This window comes from Duganella sp. 1411, assembly GCF_017833525.1.
Classification (GTDB): Bacteria; Pseudomonadota; Gammaproteobacteria; order Burkholderiales; family Burkholderiaceae_D; genus Rugamonas.
In genome coordinates, this window is sequence record NZ_JAFICD010000001.1 from 316,053 (window position 1) to 338,044 (window position 21,992).

19 protein-coding genes are annotated in these 21,992 nt (G+C 67.2%); 8 read left to right on the forward strand and 11 right to left on the reverse strand.

Translation table 11 applies throughout. From position 1 onward, the window contains the following. Window positions 1-7 precede the first annotated feature (7 nt). From JOD97_RS01235 to JOD97_RS01245, 3 genes are all read left to right on the forward strand, one after another. Window positions 8-310 carry a Dabb family protein gene (locus JOD97_RS01235; protein ID WP_209712811.1) on the forward strand — a complete coding sequence of 101 codons (303 nt, stop codon included), beginning with the start codon at window positions 8-10 and terminating at the stop codon, window positions 308-310. Between the two features lie 8 nt (window positions 311-318). Then, window positions 319-1,317 carry an NADP-dependent oxidoreductase gene (locus tag JOD97_RS01240; RefSeq protein ID WP_209717015.1) on the forward strand — a complete coding sequence of 333 codons (999 nt, stop codon included), beginning with the start codon at window positions 319-321 and terminating at the stop codon, window positions 1,315-1,317. A 139-nt stretch (window positions 1,318-1,456) separates the two neighbouring features. Further along, window positions 1,457-1,957 (forward strand): superoxide dismutase family protein, encoded by a 501-nt coding sequence (locus JOD97_RS01245; RefSeq protein ID WP_229264140.1) that lies wholly within the window; start codon window positions 1,457-1,459, stop codon window positions 1,955-1,957. A 189-nt stretch (window positions 1,958-2,146) separates the two neighbouring features. Here the strand turns inward: JOD97_RS01245 and JOD97_RS01250 are convergent, their stop codons facing one another. Continuing rightward, window positions 2,147-3,226, reverse strand: coding sequence for a tartrate dehydrogenase (locus JOD97_RS01250; protein ID WP_209712813.1), 1,080 nt, complete (start codon window positions 3,224-3,226; stop codon window positions 2,147-2,149). Window positions 3,227-3,332: 106 nt separating this feature from the next. On the opposite strand from JOD97_RS01250, the gene JOD97_RS01255 reads away from it, so the two are divergent. Together JOD97_RS01255 and JOD97_RS01260 are read left to right on the forward strand one after the other, a co-directional pair. Next, on the forward strand, window positions 3,333-4,262 hold the full coding sequence (locus JOD97_RS01255; protein ID WP_304511204.1) for a LysR substrate-binding domain-containing protein: 930 nt from the start codon (window positions 3,333-3,335) through the stop codon (window positions 4,260-4,262). After that, on the forward strand, window positions 4,259-4,690 hold the full coding sequence (locus JOD97_RS01260) for a GNAT family N-acetyltransferase (RefSeq protein ID WP_209712815.1): 432 nt from the start codon (window positions 4,259-4,261) through the stop codon (window positions 4,688-4,690). The genes JOD97_RS01255 and JOD97_RS01260 overlap by 4 nt, the downstream gene beginning before the upstream one ends. Window positions 4,691-4,983: 293 nt before the next feature. On the opposite strand, the gene JOD97_RS01265 is transcribed toward JOD97_RS01260, so the two are convergent. From JOD97_RS01265 to JOD97_RS01310, 10 genes are all read right to left on the reverse strand, one after another. Further along, on the reverse strand, window positions 4,984-7,332 hold the full coding sequence (locus tag JOD97_RS01265; RefSeq protein ID WP_209712816.1) for an SMP-30/gluconolactonase/LRE family protein: 2,349 nt from the start codon (window positions 7,330-7,332) through the stop codon (window positions 4,984-4,986). A gap of 62 nt (window positions 7,333-7,394) precedes the next feature. Then, a complete protein-coding gene (locus tag JOD97_RS01270) occupies window positions 7,395-8,099 on the reverse strand; it encodes a nuclear transport factor 2 family protein (RefSeq protein WP_209712817.1) in 705 nt (234 codons plus the stop codon). A 191-nt stretch (window positions 8,100-8,290) separates the two neighbouring features. Further along, window positions 8,291-10,807: a hypothetical protein gene (locus tag JOD97_RS01275; RefSeq protein WP_209712818.1), complete on the reverse strand. Its 2,517-nt coding sequence runs from the start codon at window positions 10,805-10,807 to the stop codon at window positions 8,291-8,293. After that, window positions 10,804-11,457 carry a M48 family metallopeptidase gene (locus JOD97_RS01280; RefSeq protein ID WP_209712819.1) on the reverse strand — a complete coding sequence of 218 codons (654 nt, stop codon included), beginning with the start codon at window positions 11,455-11,457 and terminating at the stop codon, window positions 10,804-10,806. The genes JOD97_RS01275 and JOD97_RS01280 overlap by 4 nt, the downstream gene beginning before the upstream one ends. After that, the gene (locus JOD97_RS01285; RefSeq protein ID WP_229264141.1) at window positions 11,454-12,752 is read right to left on the reverse strand and encodes a glycosyltransferase; all 1,299 of its coding nucleotides are present in this window, start codon (window positions 12,750-12,752) and stop codon (window positions 11,454-11,456) included. Before JOD97_RS01285 ends, JOD97_RS01280 begins: the two co-directional genes overlap by 4 nt. Further along, a complete protein-coding gene (locus JOD97_RS01290; protein ID WP_209712820.1) occupies window positions 12,746-13,591 on the reverse strand; it encodes a hydrolase 1, exosortase A system-associated in 846 nt (281 codons plus the stop codon). The genes JOD97_RS01285 and JOD97_RS01290 overlap by 7 nt, the downstream gene beginning before the upstream one ends. Then, window positions 13,581-14,450, reverse strand: a complete 870-nt coding sequence (locus JOD97_RS01295; RefSeq protein ID WP_209712821.1) for a hydrolase 2, exosortase A system-associated — start codon at window positions 14,448-14,450, stop codon at window positions 13,581-13,583. The genes JOD97_RS01290 and JOD97_RS01295 overlap by 11 nt, the downstream gene beginning before the upstream one ends. Further along, the gene (locus tag JOD97_RS01300) at window positions 14,447-14,695 is read right to left on the reverse strand and encodes an acyl carrier protein (RefSeq protein WP_209712822.1); all 249 of its coding nucleotides are present in this window, start codon (window positions 14,693-14,695) and stop codon (window positions 14,447-14,449) included. Before JOD97_RS01300 ends, JOD97_RS01295 begins: the two co-directional genes overlap by 4 nt. Window positions 14,696-14,701: 6 nt before the next feature. Further along, a complete protein-coding gene (locus JOD97_RS01305; RefSeq protein WP_209712823.1) occupies window positions 14,702-15,787 on the reverse strand; it encodes a GNAT family N-acetyltransferase in 1,086 nt (361 codons plus the stop codon). Further along, window positions 15,784-17,034 (reverse strand): aminotransferase class I/II-fold pyridoxal phosphate-dependent enzyme, encoded by a 1,251-nt coding sequence (locus JOD97_RS01310; RefSeq protein ID WP_209712824.1) that lies wholly within the window; start codon window positions 17,032-17,034, stop codon window positions 15,784-15,786. Before JOD97_RS01310 ends, JOD97_RS01305 begins: the two co-directional genes overlap by 4 nt. A gap of 247 nt (window positions 17,035-17,281) precedes the next feature. Between JOD97_RS01310 and JOD97_RS01315 the strand changes: the two genes are divergently transcribed. The 3 genes from JOD97_RS01315 to JOD97_RS01325 are packed head-to-tail and all read left to right on the forward strand — an operon-like array spanning window position 17,282 to window position 21,992. Further along, window positions 17,282-18,907, forward strand: a complete 1,626-nt coding sequence (locus tag JOD97_RS01315; protein ID WP_209712825.1) for an acyl-CoA ligase (AMP-forming), exosortase A system-associated — start codon at window positions 17,282-17,284, stop codon at window positions 18,905-18,907. Continuing rightward, a complete protein-coding gene (locus JOD97_RS01320; protein ID WP_209712826.1) occupies window positions 18,904-20,169 on the forward strand; it encodes a pyridoxal-dependent decarboxylase, exosortase A system-associated in 1,266 nt (421 codons plus the stop codon). Before JOD97_RS01315 ends, JOD97_RS01320 begins: the two co-directional genes overlap by 4 nt. After that, window positions 20,166-21,992 (forward strand): asparagine synthetase B, encoded by a 1,827-nt coding sequence (locus JOD97_RS01325; protein ID WP_209712827.1) that lies wholly within the window; start codon window positions 20,166-20,168, stop codon window positions 21,990-21,992. The genes JOD97_RS01320 and JOD97_RS01325 overlap by 4 nt, the downstream gene beginning before the upstream one ends.

Below are 21,992 nucleotides of genomic sequence, written 5' to 3' on the forward strand. Positions count from 1 at the left end.
AATATAAATGCTCAAACACATCGTGATGTGGAAACTGAAAGAACACGCCGAGGGCGGCGACCGCCTGGCCAACGCCGCGAAGATGAAGTCGATGCTGGACGCCTGCGCCAACCTGGTGCCGGGCATCCTCAAATTCGAGGCGGCGCTGGCCCAGCCGGGGCTGGAGGCGACCTACGATGTGATTTTGTATTCCGAGTTCACCGACAAGGCCGCGCTGGACGCCTACCAGGAGCACCCGGACCACGTGGCGATCAAGCCGTTCTTCGGCGCCGTGCGCGACCAACGCCAATGCATGGATTACGAGGTTTGATGATGACTATTCCCGCCACTTACCAGCGCATCGTCCTCACTTCGCGGCCGCAGGGCCCGGTCTTGCCTGAGAATTTCCGTCTGGAGACGGTGCCGACGCCGGCGCTGGCCGACGGCGAGCTGCTGATCCGCAATCACTACCTGTCGCTGGACCCGTACATGCGCGGGCGCATGAGCGCGTCCAAAAGCTATGCGGATTGCCAGGCGCTGGATGAAACCATGATCGGCGGCACCGTCGGTGAAGTGATCGCTTCGCGCAACGAACGCTACAACGTGGGCGATTTCGTCGGGGGCGTGCTGGGCTGGACCGAGCTGGCCGTCTCCAACGGCGCCATGCTGCGCACGCTCGACACGTCGCGCATCGGCTTGTCGTCGTATCTGGGCGCGGTCGGCATGCCCGGCATGGCGGCCTGGTACGGCTTCAACCAGATCATGGCGTCCAAACCGGGCGAGACGATCGTCGTCTCGGCCGCCAGCGGCGCGGTCGGCAGCGTCGTCGGCCAGCTGGCCAAGCTGCGCGGCTGCCGCGCGGTCGGCATCGCCGGCGGCGCGGAAAAATGCGCCTACGTCGTCGACGAGCTGGGCTTCGACGCCTGCGTCGATTACAAGGCCGGCAACCTGGAGCAGGATTTGGCGGCCGCCACGCCCGATGGCGTCGACGGCATCTTCGAGAACGTCGGCGGCGCAGTGCTGGACGCATCGCTGGCGCGCACCAACGCCTTCGCGCGGATCGCGCTGTGCGGCATCATCGCCGGCTTCAGCGGCGCCGATCTGTCGATCAAGAATTCGCGCCTGTTGCTGATCAACCGCCTGACCTTGCGCGGCTTCATCGTCACCGAGCACATGGAGTTTTGGCAGGAGGGCTTGCGCGAGTTGGGCGGCCTGGTCGCCGACGGCAAACTGAAGTTCCGCGAGTCGGTGGCCGAGGGCTTGGCGTCGGCGCCTGAAGCGTTCATCGGCCTGCTGGCCGGACGCAATTTCGGCAAGCAATTGGTCAAGCTGCTGTGATGGGTGAATTGTGTCACACACCCTACATTACTGATGTTGTCGAGTTGACCAATAAGCGGTAGCCTATGCTTGCACGACGTAACCCATGTACTCTATTGAATATAGGAAAAATATGAAGAAGATCGCCTTAGTGAGCTGCATGATGAGTTTGACTCTGACGGCCGCCTCCGCCGCCTTCGCCGCCGGCCCGAGCGCCGAGGCGCCGTTGAAGCCGACCGCGGGCAACAAGGTCAGCGGCACGGTTAGCTTCGAGCAGGGCGCCGACGGCTTGCGCGTCAAGGCCCGCATCGAAGGGCTGACGCCGGGCTTGCACGGTTTCCACATCCATGAGAAGGGTGATTGCTCGGCGCCGGACGGTACCAGCGCGGGCGGGCACTTCAACCCGTCCACCACGCAGCACGGCGACCCGGCGCACGCGATGCACCACGGCGGCGATTTCGGCAATCTGAAGGCCGACGACAAAGGCGTGGCCGAGCTGGATGTGACGGTGCCGCTGACGCAGATCAATCTGACCAACGGCAACGCCGCCAACGCCGTCGGCCGCTCGGTGATCGTGCACGCGGCGCCGGACGACATGGTCACCCAGCCGACCGGCAATTCCGGCGCGCGGTTGGCCTGCGGCGTGATTGTTGCGAAATAGGTTTAACGCCGCGTATTTAGCCATATGCCATCGGCGGCGGATGCATGGCGGATTACGGCGTCCCGCCTAATCCGCCCTACGTATCTCCGTGGCCATTCGTTCGTCGCCCGCAATGGTGAATGACATCGGAACCACGTAGGGCGGATTAGCGAAGCGTAATCCGCCAAGCGCCGTCCGCGGCCCCAAGAATCACCCCAACGCAGCCGCGATCGCCTTGCCCGCCGCGGTGGTATCGGCCGTGCCGCCCAAATCGGGCGTGCGCGCGCCGTCCTGGATGCACGACTCGATCGCGGCCACGATCGCATCATGCGCCGCCCGATACCTCGCCTCGCCATTGCCCAAAAAGTCCAGCATCATCGCCCCCGACCAGATCATGGCCACCGGATTGGCGATATTCTTCCCATAAATATCCGGCGCCGACCCGTGCACCGGCTCGAACAGCGACGGCCAAGTCCGCTCGGGATTCAAATTGGCCGACGGCGCGATGCCAATCGTGCCGGTACAAGCCGGTCCCAAATCCGACAGGATATCGCCGAATAGGTTGGACGCCACCACCACGTCGAACCGCTCCGGCGACAGCACAAAGCGCGCGCACAGGATGTCGATGTGGTACTGGTCGCGGCGGACCTCGGGATATTCCTCCCCCATGACGGCGAAGCGCTCGTCCCAATATGGCATGCTGATCGAAATGCCGTTCGACTTGGTGGCCGACGTCAGATGCTTTTTAGGCCGGGTTTGCGCCAGCTCGAACGCGTACTTGAGCACGCGGTCGACGCCGGTGCGGGTGAACACCGACTCCTGCAGCACGAATTCGCGCTCGGTGCCTTCGAACATCTTGCCGCCGACCGAGGAATATTCGCCCTCGGTGTTCTCCCGGACGATGTAGAAATCGATGTCGCCCGGTTTTTTGTTGGCCAGCGGGCAGGGCACGCCGGGCATCAGCCGCACCGGCCGCAGGTTCACGTATTGATCGAACTGGCGGCGGAATTTCAGCAGCGAACCCCACAGCGAGATGTGGTCCGGCACCGTGTCCGGCCAGCCGACGGCGCCGAAGAAGATCGCGTCGAAGCCCTTGAGCTGGTCGAACCAGTCGTCCGGCATCATCTTGCCGTGCTGCGCGTAGTAGTCGCAGCTGGCCCACTCAAAGCTGGTCCATTCGATGCCGATGTCGAAGCGCCTGGCGGCCGCGTCGACCACCCGTATGCCCTCGGGCATGACTTCCTTGCCGATGCCGTCGCCGGCGATGACTGCGATTTTGTGCGTTTTCATGCGGTTAATCCCTCCATTTGCCGATGCTTGACAGCATAACGCGGTCAGCCTCGTTTAAAATGTGGTCAATCGTGATCCCATAAAACACGATGGGTGAATAATGTCCTTGAATAAAAATATCGAAAACGGCGACCTGCGGGTGTTCGCCACCGTCGTGCGCAAGGCCAGCTTCGTGGCCGCCGCCGAGGAACTGGGCATGTCGCCGGCCTACGTCAGCAAGCGCATCGGCATGCTGGAGGCGGCGCTGGGCGTGCGCCTGTTCCACCGGACCACGCGGCGGGTGGTCGTCAGCGACGACGGCGAACAGGTCTACGCGCGCGCGCTGACGATCCTGTCCAGCCTGGACAGCCTCTTCGACGAGGTCGCCGAGCGGCAGGGCGTGCCGCGCGGGCAACTGCGTGTCAGCAGCAGCTTCGGCTTCGGCCGCAACGTCGTCGCGCCGGCGATCGCCCGGCTGGCGGCCGAGCACCCGGCGCTGCAAGTGCGGCTGGAGGTGTTCGACCGGCTGGTCGACATCGTCAGCGAGGGCTTCGACCTCGACATCCGCATCGGCGATGAGATCGCGCCCCAACTGATCGCGCGGCGCCTGATGAGCAACCACCGCATCCTGTGCGCGGCGCCCGCCTATCTGGCGCGGCGCGGCGCGCCGCAAACCTTGCGGGAACTGGAAACCCACGATTGCCTGCCGATCAAGGAGCGCGATTTGCCGTTCGGCGTGTGGCGCCTGCGTGGCGAGGGCGAGGAGGGCGTCGTCAAGGTCAGCGGTCCGCTGTCGACCAACCACGGCGAGATTGCGCTGCAATGGGCGGTGGCCGGCGCCGGTATCGTACTGCGTTCGCGCTGGGATGCGCAAGCGTATCTGGACCGGGGCGAGCTGGTGCAGGTATTGCCGGCGTACACGCAGGAAGCCAACGTCTGGGCCGTGTATCCGCAACGGCTGGCCAGCTCGGCCAAGGTGCGCGTGTTCGTGGACTTCCTCGAACAGCATCTCGCGTGCGACAATCGGGTTCCGACCCAACAGATGCCACACGAATGACAGCACACTACGATATCCGTTTCGGCGACTGGACCGTCCTCGACAAGGACGCCAAGACCATCCGTTTTGAGGTTTTCGTCGAAGAACAAAAGGTTCCGGCCGAGCTGGAAATGGACCACATGGACGCGCTCTGCCTGCACGCGGTCGCCTACGACGCCGCCGGCACGCCGGTCGGCACCGGGCGCTTGCTACCGGACGGCCACATCGGCCGCATGGCGGTGCGCAAGAGCGCGCGCGGCACGGGCGTCGGCGGCGCGCTGCTGCGGGCGTTGATGGCGCAAGCCAAGGCGCGCGGCGACCGGCAAGTAGAGCTCAGTTCGCAGTCGCACGCTGCGCCGTTCTACCAGCGCCACGGCTTCACGATCGAAGGCGACGAGTTTTTCGAGGCGGGCATCGCGCACATCAACATGCGCCACAAGTTCGCCTAGGCGGCAGACCCGTTGATCCCACCGACGACGTTTTCCACCTAATCCGCTGACCACGACAGGTCCACGTGATCCACGGGATCCACGTAGGGCGGATTAGGCGGCACGCCGTAATCGGCCATGTGCGAGCCGCCGACGCCGTACGTATGGGCTAATCTGTACTAGCGCAGACTTGGCCCGTTCACCGGCGTTCGATGACCGGCAGCTTATGCGCCAAGGCCGGGGGTAAGCCCGCAATCTTTATGCTGTCTGGCCACCCATTGAATGCTTGCACAAGGCGGCATCCTATAAGTTATCTAAAGTGGCAGCCTGAAGACACCATTCGCTGATGTCACCAGCAGGGCGCCGTTGGCATCGAATGTCAGCCCCATCGGCCGATTCAGGGCGCCACCGAAGGCGCCGAGCGTGTTGCCGGTCAATCCGCGCTTCCCAGCAACCGTCGTGACCTCGCCGGCGGTGCTAATTCTCCGTATGAGGTTGTTCTCCGTATCGGCGACATACACATTGCCCGCCTTATCAAGTGCGATGCCACGCGGACCATTGAAGCTTGCGGCGCTGCCTTGGCCGTCCGCATCGCCGGCAAGGCCGGTGGTTCCGGCCAGCGTGGTCACAACACCGGCTGGCGTGATCTTGCGCACATTGTGATTGAGCGAATCCGTCAGGTACAAATTGCCGCTGGCGTCGATGGCTATCGCTCTCAGGTAGCCGAAACGCGCCTGTGCCAGGCTGCCGTCGGCAGTGCCGGCATCCCAGGGCCCCAAAGTGCCTGCCAGCGTAATGACGTTGCCGTTGGCATCGACCTTGCGGATGGCATGATAGTCCGCGACGTATAAGGTACCGTTGCTATCAATCGCAATCCCATTGGTGCTGGAGAATCCTGCTTTGGCGCCTTGGCCATCAGCGGGCCGGCTGCTGTTTTGGTAACTGCCGGCCAAAGTGGTTACGACTCCGTCGTTACCGACCCTACGGATGGTGTTACGTACGGCGTCGGCTACGTAGGCGACGCCATCGCTGCCGACAGCGATGCCGGCGGGCTGGAAGAATGTCGCCTGCGCGCCGGTGCCATCGCCCGAATCCAGGAAGGAACCATGGCCGGGGTTGCCTGCCAGCGTGCTGGCGATGCCGGCCGCGCTGATCTTACGTATTAGCTGATTGCCGGTATCGGCGACAAAGAGGGTGCCATCGCTGGACAAGGCAATCGCTTCCGGCCGCGCGAAGCGGGCTTCGCCGGACGGACCGTCTGTGGTTCCAGTGCCAGCGCCGTCGCCGGTGATGGTGGTGACTTCTGCCGCTGGAGTGATTTTGCGGACACTGTTGATCTCCAGGCCGGGATTGGTATCCGTGACGTAGACATTGCCGGCGCTGTCGGCAACCAAGCCGTATGGCAAGTTAAATCGCGCTGCGGCGCCGATGCCATCGGCCGCGGCAGGCGCCAGCTGTGAGGCGGTGCCGGCCAGCGTCGAGACGACGCCTGCCGGGGTGATTTTTCGAATCGTGTGATTTCCTTCGTCAGCGACGAACAGATTGCCTTGCTTATCGATGGTCAAGCCGTTCAGGGAGCTGAAGGTGGCCACCGCGCCGGCGCCGTCGGCGGAGCCGTAACTGCTGCCGCCAGCCAGCGTAATTACCATCCCGGCCGGGGTCAACTTTCGGATCCGGCTGCCGACAATGCCATCGATATTGCTGCCAGCATCGGCGACATAAATCGCTCCGGCGCCATCCACCGCGATGCCACTGATGCTACCGAAACGCGCGGACTTGGCGTCGCCGTCGGACGTACCATGTGTCTGCGGGATGCCGGCCAGGGTGGTGACAGTGCCGTCAGGGGTGATTTTGCGGATTGTGCCCCCTCCGCCAACATAGACGCCGCCGCCGGCATCCACGGTAATCGCCAGCTTGGAGTCGAAGCTGGCGGCTGTTCCTTTGCCATCTGCCGCGCCGCAGGTGGAATTGCCGGCCAGGGTGGTCAACAGACCTGCGGGGCTGATCTTGTGTACCACGCAACCCTGGTCGGTCGCGTACAAGTTGCCCGTCGTGTCACGTGCCAGCGAGACGGCTTGCGACAGCGGCGCGGTGGCATCGCCGGCGGCGGCCGTCAATGCCAGCTTGTGCGACACGCCTTGTTGGGTCACCACGCGCAAATGAGTGTCGTCCGCCCGGTCGGACAGGTAGATGTCGCCATTGTCGTCCACAGCGATACCCTTGATCTCGGCGTAGCCATTGAAGCTATTACCTGCGATGGCGCCCGCCAGCAACGACTTGCTTGCCACGTTTAGTTTGGCGGCGGAGCTGGTGATGCTTCCCGCGCTGTTGCGCACGATAACCGTCCACAGGCTGCCATTGTCGCTCACCTGCACTGGCACCAGCGTATATTGCGCGGAAGTGGCGCCAGCCACGTCGCTACCGTTGCGCTGCCATTGGTAACTAAGCGGCGCTGCGCTGGCGGCAGTCACGGAAAAAGTAACGCTGCCGCCCTCGGGGGCCGAAATGCTCAACGGCTGGGCAGAAATGGACGGCGCGCTTAGCGCCGGAGTGGTGTTGGTGGGAGCAGAACCACCGCCACCGCCGCCGCAGCTGGCAACGGCAGCCAGGATCACGAGGGGTATCAGCTTGATGCAGGTCACCGGAAAATTTATTTTTCGCATTTCTCTCTTGAATATCGAATTGAACCATCTAAAAAATTAAGAATATACCAATGCATATGGAGTTAACCAGTATTTATGCTTTCCCAGGGAGCCAGTTTCTTTTCCTCAGCAGAATTTCGGGGTCGTAGCACGTCTCGACTAGGCAGCACGCGCCGACAGTGCAGCAGTAGGTTGTCGCCACTACGGGAAAATAGTATCGGCGGCATGCCAGGACCAGCAAAATTGCCTATGTAGCGGTCGATCTGCGCGGCTGTTAGCATTGCTCCGGCAACTGGCGTCGCCTGGACTACGCCGAAAGGACCGTGAGCGTAACTAAAAACACGCGAAAGCTCCCATTTACTGCCCTTGGTAGTCCAAAGGTGCGAATACAAGGCACGACCTTCCGGCACCTCAGCCGCAGCTCCATGCTTGGCGTGGAAGACGTGGGTGCCGGTCACCAGCGCGCCATACACCGTGTCGCCCTGTTTGAGCAGGTAGGTCTTGGCGTCAGTACCTGTTTCGCGGCGTACCCTGTGCTGCGCATCGCCACAGATATTCCTACGCACAGAGTCCACTAGCGCGGCCTTGCCCTTAATTGCACCGCCCATGTCGTGATAAAACTCAACGTCGGTAGCAAGGTTGGTTTCCATTGCCGCATAGTCGCAGCTGTTATAACCTTGCCAGAAGGCCTGCTCGGCAGCTTCTACTTCCGCGACGACGTTGGCGCTTGCGCTTGCTGCGGCCGGGAGCATCGTGAATAGAAGGGCAATGGTGCGAACGGATGTCATTGGTGCTGTCCCTGGTCATGTTTGAAAGACATCATAACCTTGCCTAGGGATAATTGTATAATTCTGGGGGTATATATGAATTTCCCGCGCTATTGTCTGGATTGGTAAATGCGAAACCGGTTGGTCGCATGTCAACTTCTGGCCGGTAGCGCCCCTTCGAACTCCAACTCATCTGACAGGTCAGGTCTGAGTTAGCACGGTCTATCCGCAGGCTTCACCGCAACCCGCCGCCGCGGCCGCATCAAACCCGCGGCCAGCAGCAGGAAAAACAGCAGCTGCACCTTGGGCACATCGAACAGGCTGTCAAACCCGCCCACCAGCAACGCCCCGGTCAGCGCCGCCAGGAACACCGCCGCATCCACCCGCCCGTGCCACGCGCTGCCCGCCAGCCGGCCGCCCGCGTACAGCAGCAGCAAGCCCATCGCCACCACCCCCAGCCAGCCCTGCTCGAAATACGTGTGGACATAAAAATTCTTGATATGCCACGGCAAGTGATCGCGGTCGCTGGTGAAAAACCACCCCGCCTGGCCCAGCGTGAAATCGCCGTTGCGCAGCAGTTCCGGCCCCCCATCGCGGGCACGCAGGCTCACGTTGTCGATGTCGACCACGCCGCCCTGGTCGCCGCTGGCCAGCTCCAGCTGCATCGGCGCGCCCATGCCCGGCAGCCGCGACAGCGCGCCGCCGCGCCGGCCCATGCCGGCGCTGTAGAACGTCATTTCATAGCGCCGCCAGCGGTCATCCGCTTGCACCAGCTTGAGCGTGGGCGACACGCAAGTCTGCGGATAGAGCAGCCAGCGCTCGCAGATCGCCAGCCACACCACGGCCTTGGGATCGCTGCGCTTGATGTCGAGCGTGAGCCGGTAGTTGGTGTCGGGCGCCAGGCGCACGTGCTGGATGTGGCGCAACACTTCGCTGTAGCCACGCGGATGGACCGGCGCCGCCAGGCGTAGATAGTTGTTGCCGACGATGTCGGTCTCATAGCGGAAACTGCCCGGCCGCAACCCCTGCGTGTTGCCCCAGTAATAAGTGCGCGGATAGCTGCCCAACCCGGCGCCGAACAGCGCGGTCGGCCAATCGTCCGGCATCATGCGCACCGCTTCGCTCCAGTGTTGGGTGCGCAGTTCCCAATCCTGCTCGACCGTACTCAGGCGTTCGCCCATGTAGGAGCTGCCCAGCACGGGGATGGCCATCGCCAGCAGCGCCGCCGCGCCGGCGCCGAAGGTGAGGTTGGCCCGGGCCACTTGCCACAGGGGCCGGTGGCCCGCCAGGCTGAACGCGCACAGCAGGCAGCCCAGTCCCACCACCCACGCCGCGTCCAGCGCTGCCGGCATGCCGCCCCAGTGCCGCGCCACCAGCAGGCAGGCCAGCGCCAACGCCGGGTAGGTACCGATCGCCAGCGCGGTGGCGCGCGCGCGCCAGGCGGGCGGGCCGGCCAGCGCGGCGGCGGCCGTCAACGCGGCGGCGCCGCCCGCCGCGGCCAGCGACAGGTAGGGCGCCTTGGCCCAGCCCGGCACGGACAGATTGCGCAGTGCGAGGAACAGCAGCAGGTCCAGCGCCAGCAGCGCGACGGCGGCGCCGGCCGCCAGTATCAGATAGCGCGGCCGTTGCATGCCGGCCGGGCGCGGCAGCCCGCCCACCAGCAGCGTCGCGCCGAGCAGCACCAGCAGCCCGCCCAAGGTGCGGTAGCCGCCCGTCGTGAACGAGCGCATCAGTAGAAAGCTGACCACCGCCAGCAGCAAGGCGACCGCGATCAGCACCAGCGGCCGCAGCCGCCCGGCGACCACGTGCGGTCCGCACACCAGGCAGCCGATGACGGCGCCGGAGCCGGCGTACGCCAGCCAGACGTCGCGCGAGAACGTGGTGAAGCCGGTGAACAGCCCGACCATCAGCAGCGCCAGCGCGGCGCACAGTTGCCAGCGCCTCGCCTTGCCCAGCAGCCAGCAGGCGACGAACGGGAAACTCAGCGCCAGGAAGGCGTCGAGCGCGGCGCCGCCGGTGTGCATGGCGGAGAACGACGCCGTGGGCCGGTAGTCGCTGGAGAAGTTGAGCAGGCCGGGAAACAGTCGGCGCTCCCAGCCCTGGATCAGCGCCGTGCAGAGCAGGCCCAGCAACATGCCCGGCACCAGCAGCGTGCGCACACGGCCCAGTTCCGGGCCGACGCTGCGGCTCAGCAGCGGCAACAGCACCAGCGCCCAAGCCAGCCCCTTGGCCACGCGCAGGCTGTTGTAGTGGCTGTTGTAGCTGGCGAAGGCGTTCAGGTCCAGCGGCGGCGCCGGCAGCAGGCCGCGCACGGTGGCGATGGCGGTGGCGGCGGTCACGGCGGCCAGCAGCAGCACGGCGGCCGGTGGCAGCTTGCCGGTGCGGTGGCAGGGCGCCAGCCGCCAGTAGCCGACCGCCGCCGTGGTCAGCAGCAGCAGGTCGAGCTCGTCGACATAGAACCAGCCGGTCCAGGTGCTCAGGTCCAGCCACGGCAGCGCGGCCGGCACCAGCAGCAGCCATAGCGCCGGGCGCCACCACAGCAGCGCCGCGTAGGCGCCGACCGCCAGCGCGGCCGCCTGCGGCCAGAAGGGGTAGTGGAACAGCAACGCGGCCAGCAGCGCCAGCGGCGCCATCGCCAGCAGGCGCCACAGCACGATGTGGCCGTCGCCGACCGTCGGTTGGCGCGCCTCCGTACCGCCGGCCGCGTGGCCGGCGGCGGACTCGTTCATGGCGCCGGGTCCTGCCATTTTCCGGCCGTGACGAGCAATTGCTTCAGGCCTGGCAGCGGGAAGCCGAGCGCATAGGCCTTGTGCGCGGAGTCGTTGGCTTCCTTGTATTGTTTGGTCTTGTAGTACGCCAGCCCGAGGTTGTAGTTATAGGTCGGGTCCTCCGGCGCTAGCGCGACCGCTTCGCGCAACTGGTCGCGCGCCATCTCCAGCTTGCCCAGCGCCATCAGGTAGGTCGCGTAGGTGGCGCGCACGGCCGGGTCGTCGGGCTGGAATTCCATCGCCCGCACGAAATAGCATTCGACCGGGAACATGGCCCCGGGTAGCTGGCTCACCTTGTCGCGGATGCCCACCCGGGCCATCGTCGCCAGCGCGCGCGGATGGTTGGGAATGGCGCGCAGCGTGTAGTCGATGTCGCTGCCGAGCGGGCCGGTGGCGCCGCGTATGCCCAGTTCCACCTCCTCCGGAAAGTGGTGCGGCTCGACCATGGCGATATTTTGCGCGTTGCCCGGATCGTTGTAGTCGAACGGGCCGAAGGAATTGGCGATCTGTCCGCACAGTTTTTTTGGCGCGGCCTGGGACGGCGCTGCCACGCCGGCCAGCAGCAGGGCCGCCAGCAGGGCCGGCGGCAGCGACGGGCGGACGCGCTTCATGCCGCCGCCGCGCCGGCCTTGAGCGCCACCGGGGCGCCGGCCACATCGTCGAGCAATTGCGCCAGCACGGCGCTGCGCGCGTGGCGCGAATGGGCCGCCACCACGGCGGCCGGCGGCAGCGGCGCGGTGCCCGCGCGCACCTGCGCCAGGAAACGCGGCAATGCTTGCATGATGTCCTCCTGTGAGTCGAGCGCGGCGATGGTGTCGATGCCGGACGCGCGCAAGGTGGCGGCGGTGTCGCCGCCGGTGTCGGTCAGCGCCAGGATCGGACGGCCGGCGCGTAGATATTCATACAGCTTGGCGGGGATCTGGTGGTTGCAGTTCGACGCCTGCAACACCAGCAGCGCGTCGACGGTGAGCATCTCGGCCAGCGCGGCGCGGTAGGGCTGGTGCGGCGCGATGGCCACCAGGTCCTCGATGCCGTGCGCGGCCAGCAAGCCCGCCAGGAAGGCGTCGTGACCGGTGGCGCGCAGCACCAGTTTGAAGTTGTCGGGCGCGATCAGGCCCTGGCGCCGCAGCGCGGCGAGGGCGGCGAACAGCGGCACCGGATCGCGTTCGGACGGGTAGATGACGCCGCTGTGCAGCAGCACCAGCGGCCGGCCGGCCGTCGGCGGCGCGGCGCTGGCGTGCTGTTGCGCGTCGAGGAAGTTTTCCTCGTCGTAGCCGTTTTCCACCAGCCGGAAGCGCTCGGCCGGCAGGTGCGGGAAGCGCCGCCGGTAGGTCTGGATCGCGCCCGGCGTGGTGCACACGGCCACCGTGCAGTGCTCGACCGTGCGCCGCTCTATCCACAGGTAGACCTTGCGCGTGAGCGGGTTCTCGGGATAGCCGACGTCGGTCATCGGATCGCGCAGGTCGGCCACCCACGGCAGGCCCGACAGGCGTTGCAGCACGTAGGCGATCAGGTGGGCGGTGGCGATCGGATAGGTCGACCACAGCACCTGCGGCCGGTGGCGGCGGATCAGCCGCAGCCCGGCCGGCACCGCACCCAGCAGCCACGACACCCAGCGGTCCGGCAGCGCCATCAGGCTCGAATAGCGCCCGCGCAGCGACAGGTGGCGCGCGGTGTCGAGCGCGAAGGCGCGGCACACTGGCACGTCGGCCGGGATTTCGCCCATCTGGTCGTCGCCGGGATTGCTGTAGGCGCGCGGATGGGCCGACAACAGCAGCGGCTGCCAACCCAATTCCGGCAGGTATTGCGAGAACTTCAGCGTGCGCTGGATGCCGCTGCTGCCGCGCATCGGCGGATAGTGGAAGGCGATCATCAGCACTTTTTTGGACGTTGCCGTCTCTACCATGTGTGCACCCAGTTGGCAGTCCAGTCGGCGACCTGGTCGCGCCACGCGCGCCGCGAAAACGTATGGTCGGCCTCGTCGAGTTGGTGGCGCGTGGTGCCGGCCCGCGCCAGCAGCCCTTGCCAGGCGGGCGAGGCGTCGGCCAGGTCGGTGAATTCCTTGGCGGTCAGGTCGGCGCCGCTGAGGATCAGCAGCACCGGCCCCTGGAAGCGCGTCCAGCTCGCCAACATGCGCGCGGGCAGGTCGGCCGGCGGCGCGTCGGCATCGGGTTGCGTGCGGACGCGGCTGGCCGCCAGCAGTTCCCACAGCGAGCGCCAGGCGGCGCCGGCGTCGAAGCGCCCGCTCAACAGCTTGCGCCACAGCTCGCCCTGCAGCAGGCGGCCCTTGTAATAATGCTTGAGCGTGGCGCGCGCGGCACCCGCCTCGGTGCGCACCCACGGATTGAGCAAGACCAGGCCGCGCACGCGGGCGTCCTGTCCGGCGTAAAACAGCGCGGCCGAGGCGCCGTCGCACAGGCCCCACAGCACCACCTCGCGCAGGCCGGGCACGGCCGCCATGAAATGGTCGACGGCCGCGCGCAGGTCCGGCTCGACGTCGCTGAAATCGCGCTGCGCGCCGTCGCTGTCGCCCATGCCGCGGTAATCGAAGCGTTGCACGGGGATGCCGCGCTCGGCCAGCGTGCGCGCCAGCAGCGTGAACTGGCGATGGCTGCCGGCGCGGTATTGCGGGCCGCCGACGACGATCAGCACACCGCGCGTGGCCGCTTTTTCCGGCAGGCTCAGCACGCCGTATAGTTGTTCCGTGCCGCAGCGGAAGGCCACGGCCTGTTCTTCATAGCGCATCGGCGTCCTCCAGGGCGAAGCGCGGCGCCAGCGCGGCGGTCGCCTCCAGCAGCGATTCGCAGGTGGCGATTTCCTGGCTGCCCCAGAAGGCCGGACCGTCGAGCCGGGTCACGTCGACTTCGACGCCGCGCTCGCGCAGCGTTGCCAGCGCCTTGTCGGTGGCCGGCGAGGGCGCGCGGCCCGGCTGGCCGATGTCGAACCAGTGCAGCGCGCAGCCGGCGCGGCCCAGCGTCGCCAGCTTGAGCGTGTCGATGGCCGCCGCCAGCGCCGGTGCCAGCTCGTAGCCGGCCACTTCGAGCGCTTCGCCGGCCGCCAGCCGCGCGCGCAGGGCGCTGGTGGAATTGTCGGACGCGCCCGTCGCGCTCACGCTCATCATTGCGCCGGCCGTGCGCAGGCGCAGGAATTGCGTCAGGAAGGTGGCGCCGTCGAGCACCGGCTGCCACAGGATCAGCTGGCGCGGCGCGTCGGCCGGGTCGGCAGTGGCCGCATAGTCCAGCGCCAGCAGCGCGCCCAGGCGCAGCCCCAGTAGCGCGGGACGGTGGCCGCTGCGCGCTTCCAGCCAGGCGCTGGCGTGGCCGACGTCGTCGCGCCAGCCGTCCCAGCGGGCGTCGGCGAAATCGCCGCCGCTGTCGCCGCAACCGTGCAAGTCGATGCGCAGCGTGGCGATACCCCGGCGCGCCAGCGCCAACGCCAGCAGCGCGGCCATGCGGCGCGACTTGTTCATTTCCTCGGCGAAAGGCGGCACGTAGACCAGCGCGCCCCGGCAGGCGCCCACGGCCGGCTGGTACAGGCAATAGCGCTGCCCGCCGGCGCCGGCACCGGCCTGCAGGAAGAACGCTTCGGCCGCCGGCTGGTTCATGCGGCCATCTTGTCGCTGATGAAGTCGGCCAGGCTGCCGACGGTGGCGAAGGTGTGGGCGCTGATGTCGTCGTCCTCGATGGTGATGCCGTAATGCTCTTCCAGCGCCGTCAGCAGTTGCACCACCGCCATCGAATCGAGTTCGGGGATGCTGCCCAGCAGCGCCGATTCGCGCGTGAGCGCCTGCGCGGCGGGGCCCAGGCTCAATACCTCGCCGAGGATGGTTTTGACCGATTCCAATTGCATACGACACTACTCCATAGTTTGTTCGATGGCGACGGCGGGGGCGGCCGGCGCCGGGTTGCGGTGCTCGGCGCGCCGCTGCCACGCGTGGTGCAGGCGGCGCAGTCCCGACCAGCGGTAACTGTTGACGTGGTACAGCGTGCGCACTTCGTCGCTCCAGCGGCGGTGCCACTCCATCACCTTGCCATAGAATTCAAGTCCCTTGAAACGACGTAGCGCAAACAAATGCTGACAAAGTTCCTCGAGCAGCAGGAAAGCCGGGCTGTATTGGCTGCCGAGCGATTCGTCGTAGGTGGTTTTGAGGATGATGACGCTGTCGCCGCCCTCGACGCACAGGTTGACGGCCACCAGGCGGTCGTCGAACCAGTAGCGGTAGACGGAGGCGTCGCCGCGCCTGGCCATGCCTTCGAGCATAGCGCGGTAGAAGCGGCCTTGCGCGTTGTCGAGGTGCACCGAGGTGCCTTCCTTCGACTTCCAGCCGGCGCTCTCGAGCCGGCCGAAATCGGCGACGGCGGCGGCCATGCCGTCGGCGTCGCGCGTGACTTCCATGCGCGTGGTCACGCCTTCCTTGAGCAACTTGGCGCGCTGTTTCTTCATGTTGGCGCGCAGGTTCTTGCCGCGCCCGTTCCAGTAGTCGGCGAACTCGCCCTGCAGCGCCACGCGCGCCGTGTCCAGATAGGGCAGCACGGTGATGCGCTCGCTGTCCGCCGGCTGGCGGGTGACGGCCGGATCGCACTGCGTCATGCCCAGCAGCAGGGCGCCGCCGGGCAGCGTGCGCAGCAGCGCGTCGAGCAGGCGCGGCAGGTCCTCTGGCGCCAGCGCGCCCGGCTTCTCCAGCCACAAGGTGACCGGCGCCTGCGACGGCTGGAAGGTTTCCCACACGCCGGGCCGGCGCGGACAGACGATGGTCATGACGGCAACACTGTCGTCTTGGCGCCACATCGCCAGCCACTCGTTGCCGTTGCCAAACTCGGTCAGCAATGGTTGCACGAACTCGGGCGACAGCAGCGGCGCGGCCGGGCCGGCGATGTTCAGGCCGGCCCAGGTGGCGGCGTGGTCGGCGAAGCGGGCGGCCGGCACCAGCGACCAGCTCATGGCTGCGCTCCGGCCGTCAGCGCCGCGCGGATCTGGACGATCATCCATTCCAGCTCGTCGTCGCGCAACTCCTGGTGGCAGGGGAATTGCATCACGTGGCGCGACAGCTCGACGCTGGCGTCGCACACGGCGGCGGCGGCATCCGGCCACAGGAACTCGCCGAAACGCAGCACCGGCACGGCGGCCCGCTTGAGCGCGGCGAACACCTGCCGGGGCTGCTCCACCCACAGCGGGAACACCCACGGATAGACCTTGTCCGGCAGCGCGGGAAACAGCGGCCGGCAGCCGGGCAGGTCGGCCAGCGCCGTCTGCAGGCGCAGATAGTGGCGCCGCCGCAACGCGCCCATGCGCCGCCGCGACACCAGCCGCAGCATCAGCCGCGAATACACCGACGAGCGCTTGTCGAGCCAGGCGGGATCGAAGCTGAAGCCGCCCTCGGACGAGCCCGGCGACAGCGGTTGCGCGCGCGCCGGATTGCGCGCCTTCATGCGTTGCCACAGTGCGTTCTTGAGCGCCATCGGCAGCGCCAGCAGGTGGCGCAGCGGCCCCAGGCGGTGGTACTGGCAACCTTCCTCCAGCGCGTTGATGGCCACCTTGGCCTCGAAACCGGCGCCGGCCGAGCGCAGCCGCACGCCGTCGAGCGCGTGGCGCGCCGACACCAGGCAGCCGCCCTCATATATAGGCAGGAATTTCATGCTGCTGGCGATGGCGTAGTCGCCGAACGAGCCCAGCGGCTTGCCCTGGTATTCGCCGAGGAAGGAATGGGCGCAATCCTCCAGCAGCCGCATGCCGTGGCGGTCGCAGAACGCGCGCAGCTTGTCGAGCGGCTGCGGAAAGCCGAAGTAATTAGTGGCCATCAACACCCGGGTGCGCGGCGTGACGCGCTGTTCCAGGTCGTCGAGGTCGATCTCGGTGTTGGCGCGGATGCGGTAGAACACCGGCCGCGCGCCCGACCAGATGACCGGCTCGATCATCGACGCGCAGTGGTAGGCCGGCACCAGCACCTCGTCGCCGGCGCCGACGGCCATCTCGCGCAGCGCCAGCGCAATGGCGACGCGGCCGCTGGTGACCAGCCGCGCCGGTCCGGCGTCGACGATGGAACGCACCGGCGGATGCCCGAGGTGCAGGAAGGAGGCGGCGGACAGCACGGGCGAGAGCGGAATCGGCGAGGCCGGCGGTGGCGCCGCTGCGGGCTGCGCGCCGCCAACGGCCGGCTGGAAACCGACATCCTGGTTGACATTCAACATGTTCAGACACTCCCCGGCCGGTAAGATTGGGAGCGACTCTGCGTTCGCCCCTCCGTTACCATTTAGACATTTTTCGAGTATAGCGCTCCTGCTTGGCCGATGCACTATTAATAACGAACGCTGTCGAATAGTGTTGTTTTCGTTGTAATTGAATATTTAAATGCTAAGCTTAGTGCCATTCTGATATCATCGTTCGACCTGTGGCCGGGTCCGGCCTTTTCCGCACAAACACGCCTAAGAGGGTGATATGAGCTGTGCTACGAGCTATCTGGTACATGATTTTATTTTCTCCTCGGCGGCCCGTGCGCCGGACGCCGAAGCGCTGGTCGACGGCGCCCGGCGCCTCAGTTACGCGCAGCTGGCCGCGCTGACCCGGCGCACCTGCGCGGCGCTCAGGGCGCGCGGCGCGCGGCGCGGCGAACGCGTGGCCGTGTACATGGAAAAGAATATCGAGCATGTCGCCGCGCTGTTCGGCGCGGCCGCCGCCGGCATGGTGTTCGTGCCCGTCAACCCGTTGTTAAAACCCGAGCAGGTCGCCTACATCCTGCGCGACTGCGACGTCCGGGTGCTGGTCACCAGCGCCGACCGGCTGCGCCAGCTGGCCCCCAGCCTGGGCGGCTGCGACAGCCTGCACTCGGTGCTGGCGCTGGGCGCGGCGCGGGCCGCCACGGCGGTCGCCGACATCGGCCAGATCGCCGTGCTGGACTGGGAGGCCGCGCTGGCCGAGGCCGACAGCATCGAGGCCGAGGCCGTCTTGCCGGCGCGCCGCATCACCGATTCCGACGTCGCCGCCATCTTGTACACGTCCGGCAGCACCGGCCAGCCCAAGGGCGTGGTGCTGTCGCACCGCAACCTGGTGGCCGGCGCCGCCAGCGTCGCCAGCTATCTGGGCAACAGCGCCGACGACCGCATCCTGGCGGTGCTGCCGCTCAGCTTCGACTACGGGCTGAGCCAGCTGACCACCGCCTTCCTCAGCGGCGCCTGCGCGGTGCTGATCAACCACCTGCTGCCGCGCGACGTGCTGACCGCCGTCGCCGCCGAGCGCATCACCGGCCTGGCCGGCGTGCCGCCGCTGTGGATACAACTGGCGGCGCTCGACTGGCCGGCCGATTGCACCTTGCGCTACCTGACCAATTCCGGCGGCGCCATGCCGCGCGCCACGCTCGACCAGCTGCGCGCCAGGCTGCCGGCGGCCAAGCCTTACCTGATGTACGGCCTGACCGAGGCGTTCCGCTCGACCTTCCTGCCGCCGGCCGAGCTGGACCGGCGTCCCGATTCGATGGGCAAGGCCATCCCCAACGCCGAGGTGCTGGTGCTGCGGCCGGACGGCAGCGAATGCGCGCCCGGCGAACCGGGCGAGCTGGTGCACCGGGGCCCGTTGGTCTCGCTGGGCTACTGGAACGACGCCGCCCGCACCGCCGAGCGCTTCAAGCCCTACCGCTCGCCGCTGACCGGGCTGATGCTGCCGGAGATGGCAGTGTGGTCGGGCGACACGGTGCGCCGCGACGAGGACGGCTTCCTGTATTTCATCAGCCGCGCCGACGAGATGATCAAGACCTCCGGCTACCGGGTCAGCCCGGGCGAGGTGGAGGCGGTGCTGTACGCGCAGGGCGAGGTGGCCGAGGCCGCCGCGCTGGGCGTGCCGCATCCGACCCTCGGCCAGGCCATCGTGGTGGTGGTGGCGGTGCGCGCCGGGCGCGCGCTCGACGAGGCGCGGCTGCTGGCCGCGCTCAAACCGCACCTGCCCAATTACATGCTGCCGCATAAGATCATCCTGGCCGACGCCAGCCTGCCGCGCAACGCCAACGGCAAGATCGACCGCAAGCTGCTCAGCACACAATATCTTGCCAGCTTCACGGCAGCGGCGGCATGAACAGCGTCGCCGCGATCCACGCGCCGCTGACGCAATTTCCGGTGCTCGATGATTGCCTGCAGGTGGGCGGCGTGCCGCTGACGCGGCTGGCCGCGCAACTGGGCCGCACGCCGTTCTACGCCTACGACCGCCATGCCATCACCCGCCGCGTGGCCGAGCTGCGCGCGGCGCTGCCTGCCGGCGTGCACCTGCATTACGCGATGAAAGCCAATCCGATGCCGGCCGTGGTGCAGCACCTCGCCGGCCTGGTCGACGGCATCGACGTCGCCTCCGGCGGCGAGTTGCGGGTGGCGCTCGACACTGGCGTGGCGCCGCTGGACGTCAGCTTCGCCGGTCCCGGCAAGAGCGACGCCGAATTGTCGTGCGCGGTGGCGGCCGGCGTGATCATCAACGTCGAATCGGAGGCTGAGCTCGATCGCATCGCCGCGCTCGGCCTGGCGCTGGGCGTCCGCCCGCAGGTGGCCTTGCGCGTCAATCCCGATTTCGAACTCAAGTCGTCGGGCATGCGCATGGGCGGCGGTTCGCGCCAGTTCGGCATCGACGCAGAGCTGGTGCCGGCGTTGCTGGGCCGGCTGGCGACGATGCCGGTTGACTGGCACGGCCTGCATATCTTCAGCGGCTCGCAAAACCTGCGCGCGGCCGCACTGCAGGAGGCCCACCAGCAAACCCTGGCGCTGGCGATGCGGCTGGCCGCGCACGCGCCCGGCCCGATGCGCCTGCTGAACATCGGCGGCGGCTTCGGCATTCCGTATTTTCCCGGCGAGCAGCGGCTCGACATGGCGGCGGTCGGCGCCAACCTGGCGCAACTGCTGCCGGACGTGCGGCGCGCGCTGCCGCAGGCGCAAATCGTCATCGAGCTGGGCCGCTATCTGGTCGGCGAGGCCGGCGTCTACGTCAGCCGCGTGGTCGAGCGCAAGGTCTCGCGCGGGCAGGTGTTTCTGGTCACCGACGGCGGCCTGCACCACCACCTGTCGGCCTCGGGCAACTTCGGCCAGGTGATCCGCAAGAATTATCCGGTGGTGATCGGCAACCGCGTGCAGGGCGAAGCGCGCGAAACCGTGTCCGTGGTCGGCCCGTTGTGCACGCCGCTGGACTTGCTGGCCGACAAGATGGAACTGGCCGCCGCCGGCCCGGGCGACCTGGTGGCGGTGCTGCAATCGGGCGCTTATGGTTTGAGCGCCAGCCCGGGCGGCTTCCTCAGCCACCCTGCGGCGCTGGAAGTGCTGGTGGGACAACAACAACGGGACGGGGCGGCATCATGAGCGGAATGTGCGGATGGATAGGGCAGGGCCGCGACGCCCCCGCCAACCGTGAGCTGGCCGAGGCCATGGCGGTCCCGCTGGCCGGCGGCGACGGCAGGCCGGCGCACATCATGGCGGGCACGGCCAGCGCCGTGGCCGGTGTCGGCGTGCAATGCTACGAGGAGGACGGCCTGCGCTTCATGCTGTGGGGCGAAGCCCGGCTGCGCGGCAGCGACGACATCGTGCCCGGTCCGGCCTGGAGCGCGTTGTGGCGCGGCCAGGGCGCGCTGGCGTTGTGCCAGGCGCTCACCGGCGCCTTCGCGCTGGCGGTGGTCGACGAGCGCGCCGGCGAGGCGCTGCTGGCCACCGACCACATGGGCAGCTTCCCGCTGCTGTATCAACAGCAGGGAGAAACCCTGGTGTTCGCCAGCTCGGCCCAGGCGCTGCGGCGCCACCCGCTGACGCCGGCCGAGATCGATCCGCAAGGCCTGTACAACTATGTGTTCTTCCACATGATCCCGGCGCCGGGCGGCATCTACCGGCACCAGCAACGGCTGCTGCCGGGCAGTTGCGTGCATTACCGCCAGGGCCGGCTCGAGCCGCACACCTACTGGCGCATGCGTTTCGACGAACGGGTCGACGCGCCGTTCCCGCAATTGAAGGAGGAATTCCGCCAAGTGTTACGTGACAGCGTGCGCGAGGCCACAGGCGGCGGCAAGGTCGGCGCCTTCCTCAGCGGCGGCACCGACAGCTCCACTTTGGCCGGCATCCTGTGCGAAACCGGCGGCGCGCCGGCGCAAACGTATTCGATCGGCTTTTCGGCCGACGGCTATGACGAGATGTCGTATGCCCGCCTGGCCTCGCGCCACTTCGGCACCGAGCACCACGAATACTATGTGACCGCCGACGACGTGGTCGACATCATCCCGCGCATGGCGCGCGCGTTCGACCAGCCGTTCGGCAACGCTTCGGCCGTGCCCGCCTATTATTGCGCGCGCATGGCGGCGGCCGACGGCGTCACCCGCATGATAGGCGGCGACGGCGGCGACGAACTGTTCGGCGGCAACGAGCGCTACGCCCGCCAGCAAGTGTTCGCGCTGTACCAGAAGGTGCCGGCGCTGCTGCGCGAGGGGCTGCTGGAGCCGGCGCTCAACCATTTTCCCGGGGCCGACCGGGTGGCGCTGCTGCGCAAGGCGCGCAGCTATGTGGCGCAGGCCTCGGTGCCGATGCCGGCGCGGCTGGAAACCTATAATCTGCTGAACCGCTACGGCGCCGCCGAGGTGTTCGAGCCGGGCCTGCTGGCCGGCGCCAACACCGGGCGTCCGCTGGACGAGCTGGCCGCCGCCTACGACCAGAGCGACGCCGACAGCCTGATCAACCGCATGCTGGCGCTGGACCTGAAGATCACGCTGGCCGACAACGACTTGCCCAAGGTGCGCCAGGCGTGCGCGCTGGCCGGCGTCGAGGCCGCGTTCCCGTTCCTGAGCGAATCGATGGTGGCGTTCTCGGCCCGCCTGACGCCGCGCCAAAAGCTCAACGGCCGCCAGCTGCGTTACTTCTTCAAGCAGGCGCTCGACGATTTCCTGCCGCAGGAAATCATCCACAAGGAAAAGCACGGTTTCGGCCTGCCGTTCGGCGTGTGGATGCAGCAGTATCCGCGCCTGCGCGAGCTGGCCGGCGACAGCCTGCAATCGCTGCGCCGGCGCGGCGTCGTGCGCGGCGCGTTCATCGACCGCCTGCTGGGCCACCACGTGCGCGAACACGCCGGCTACCACGGCACCATGGTGTGGGTGCTGCTTATGCTGGAGCAGTGGTACCAGCAACACCAGAGCCCACGGGATTGA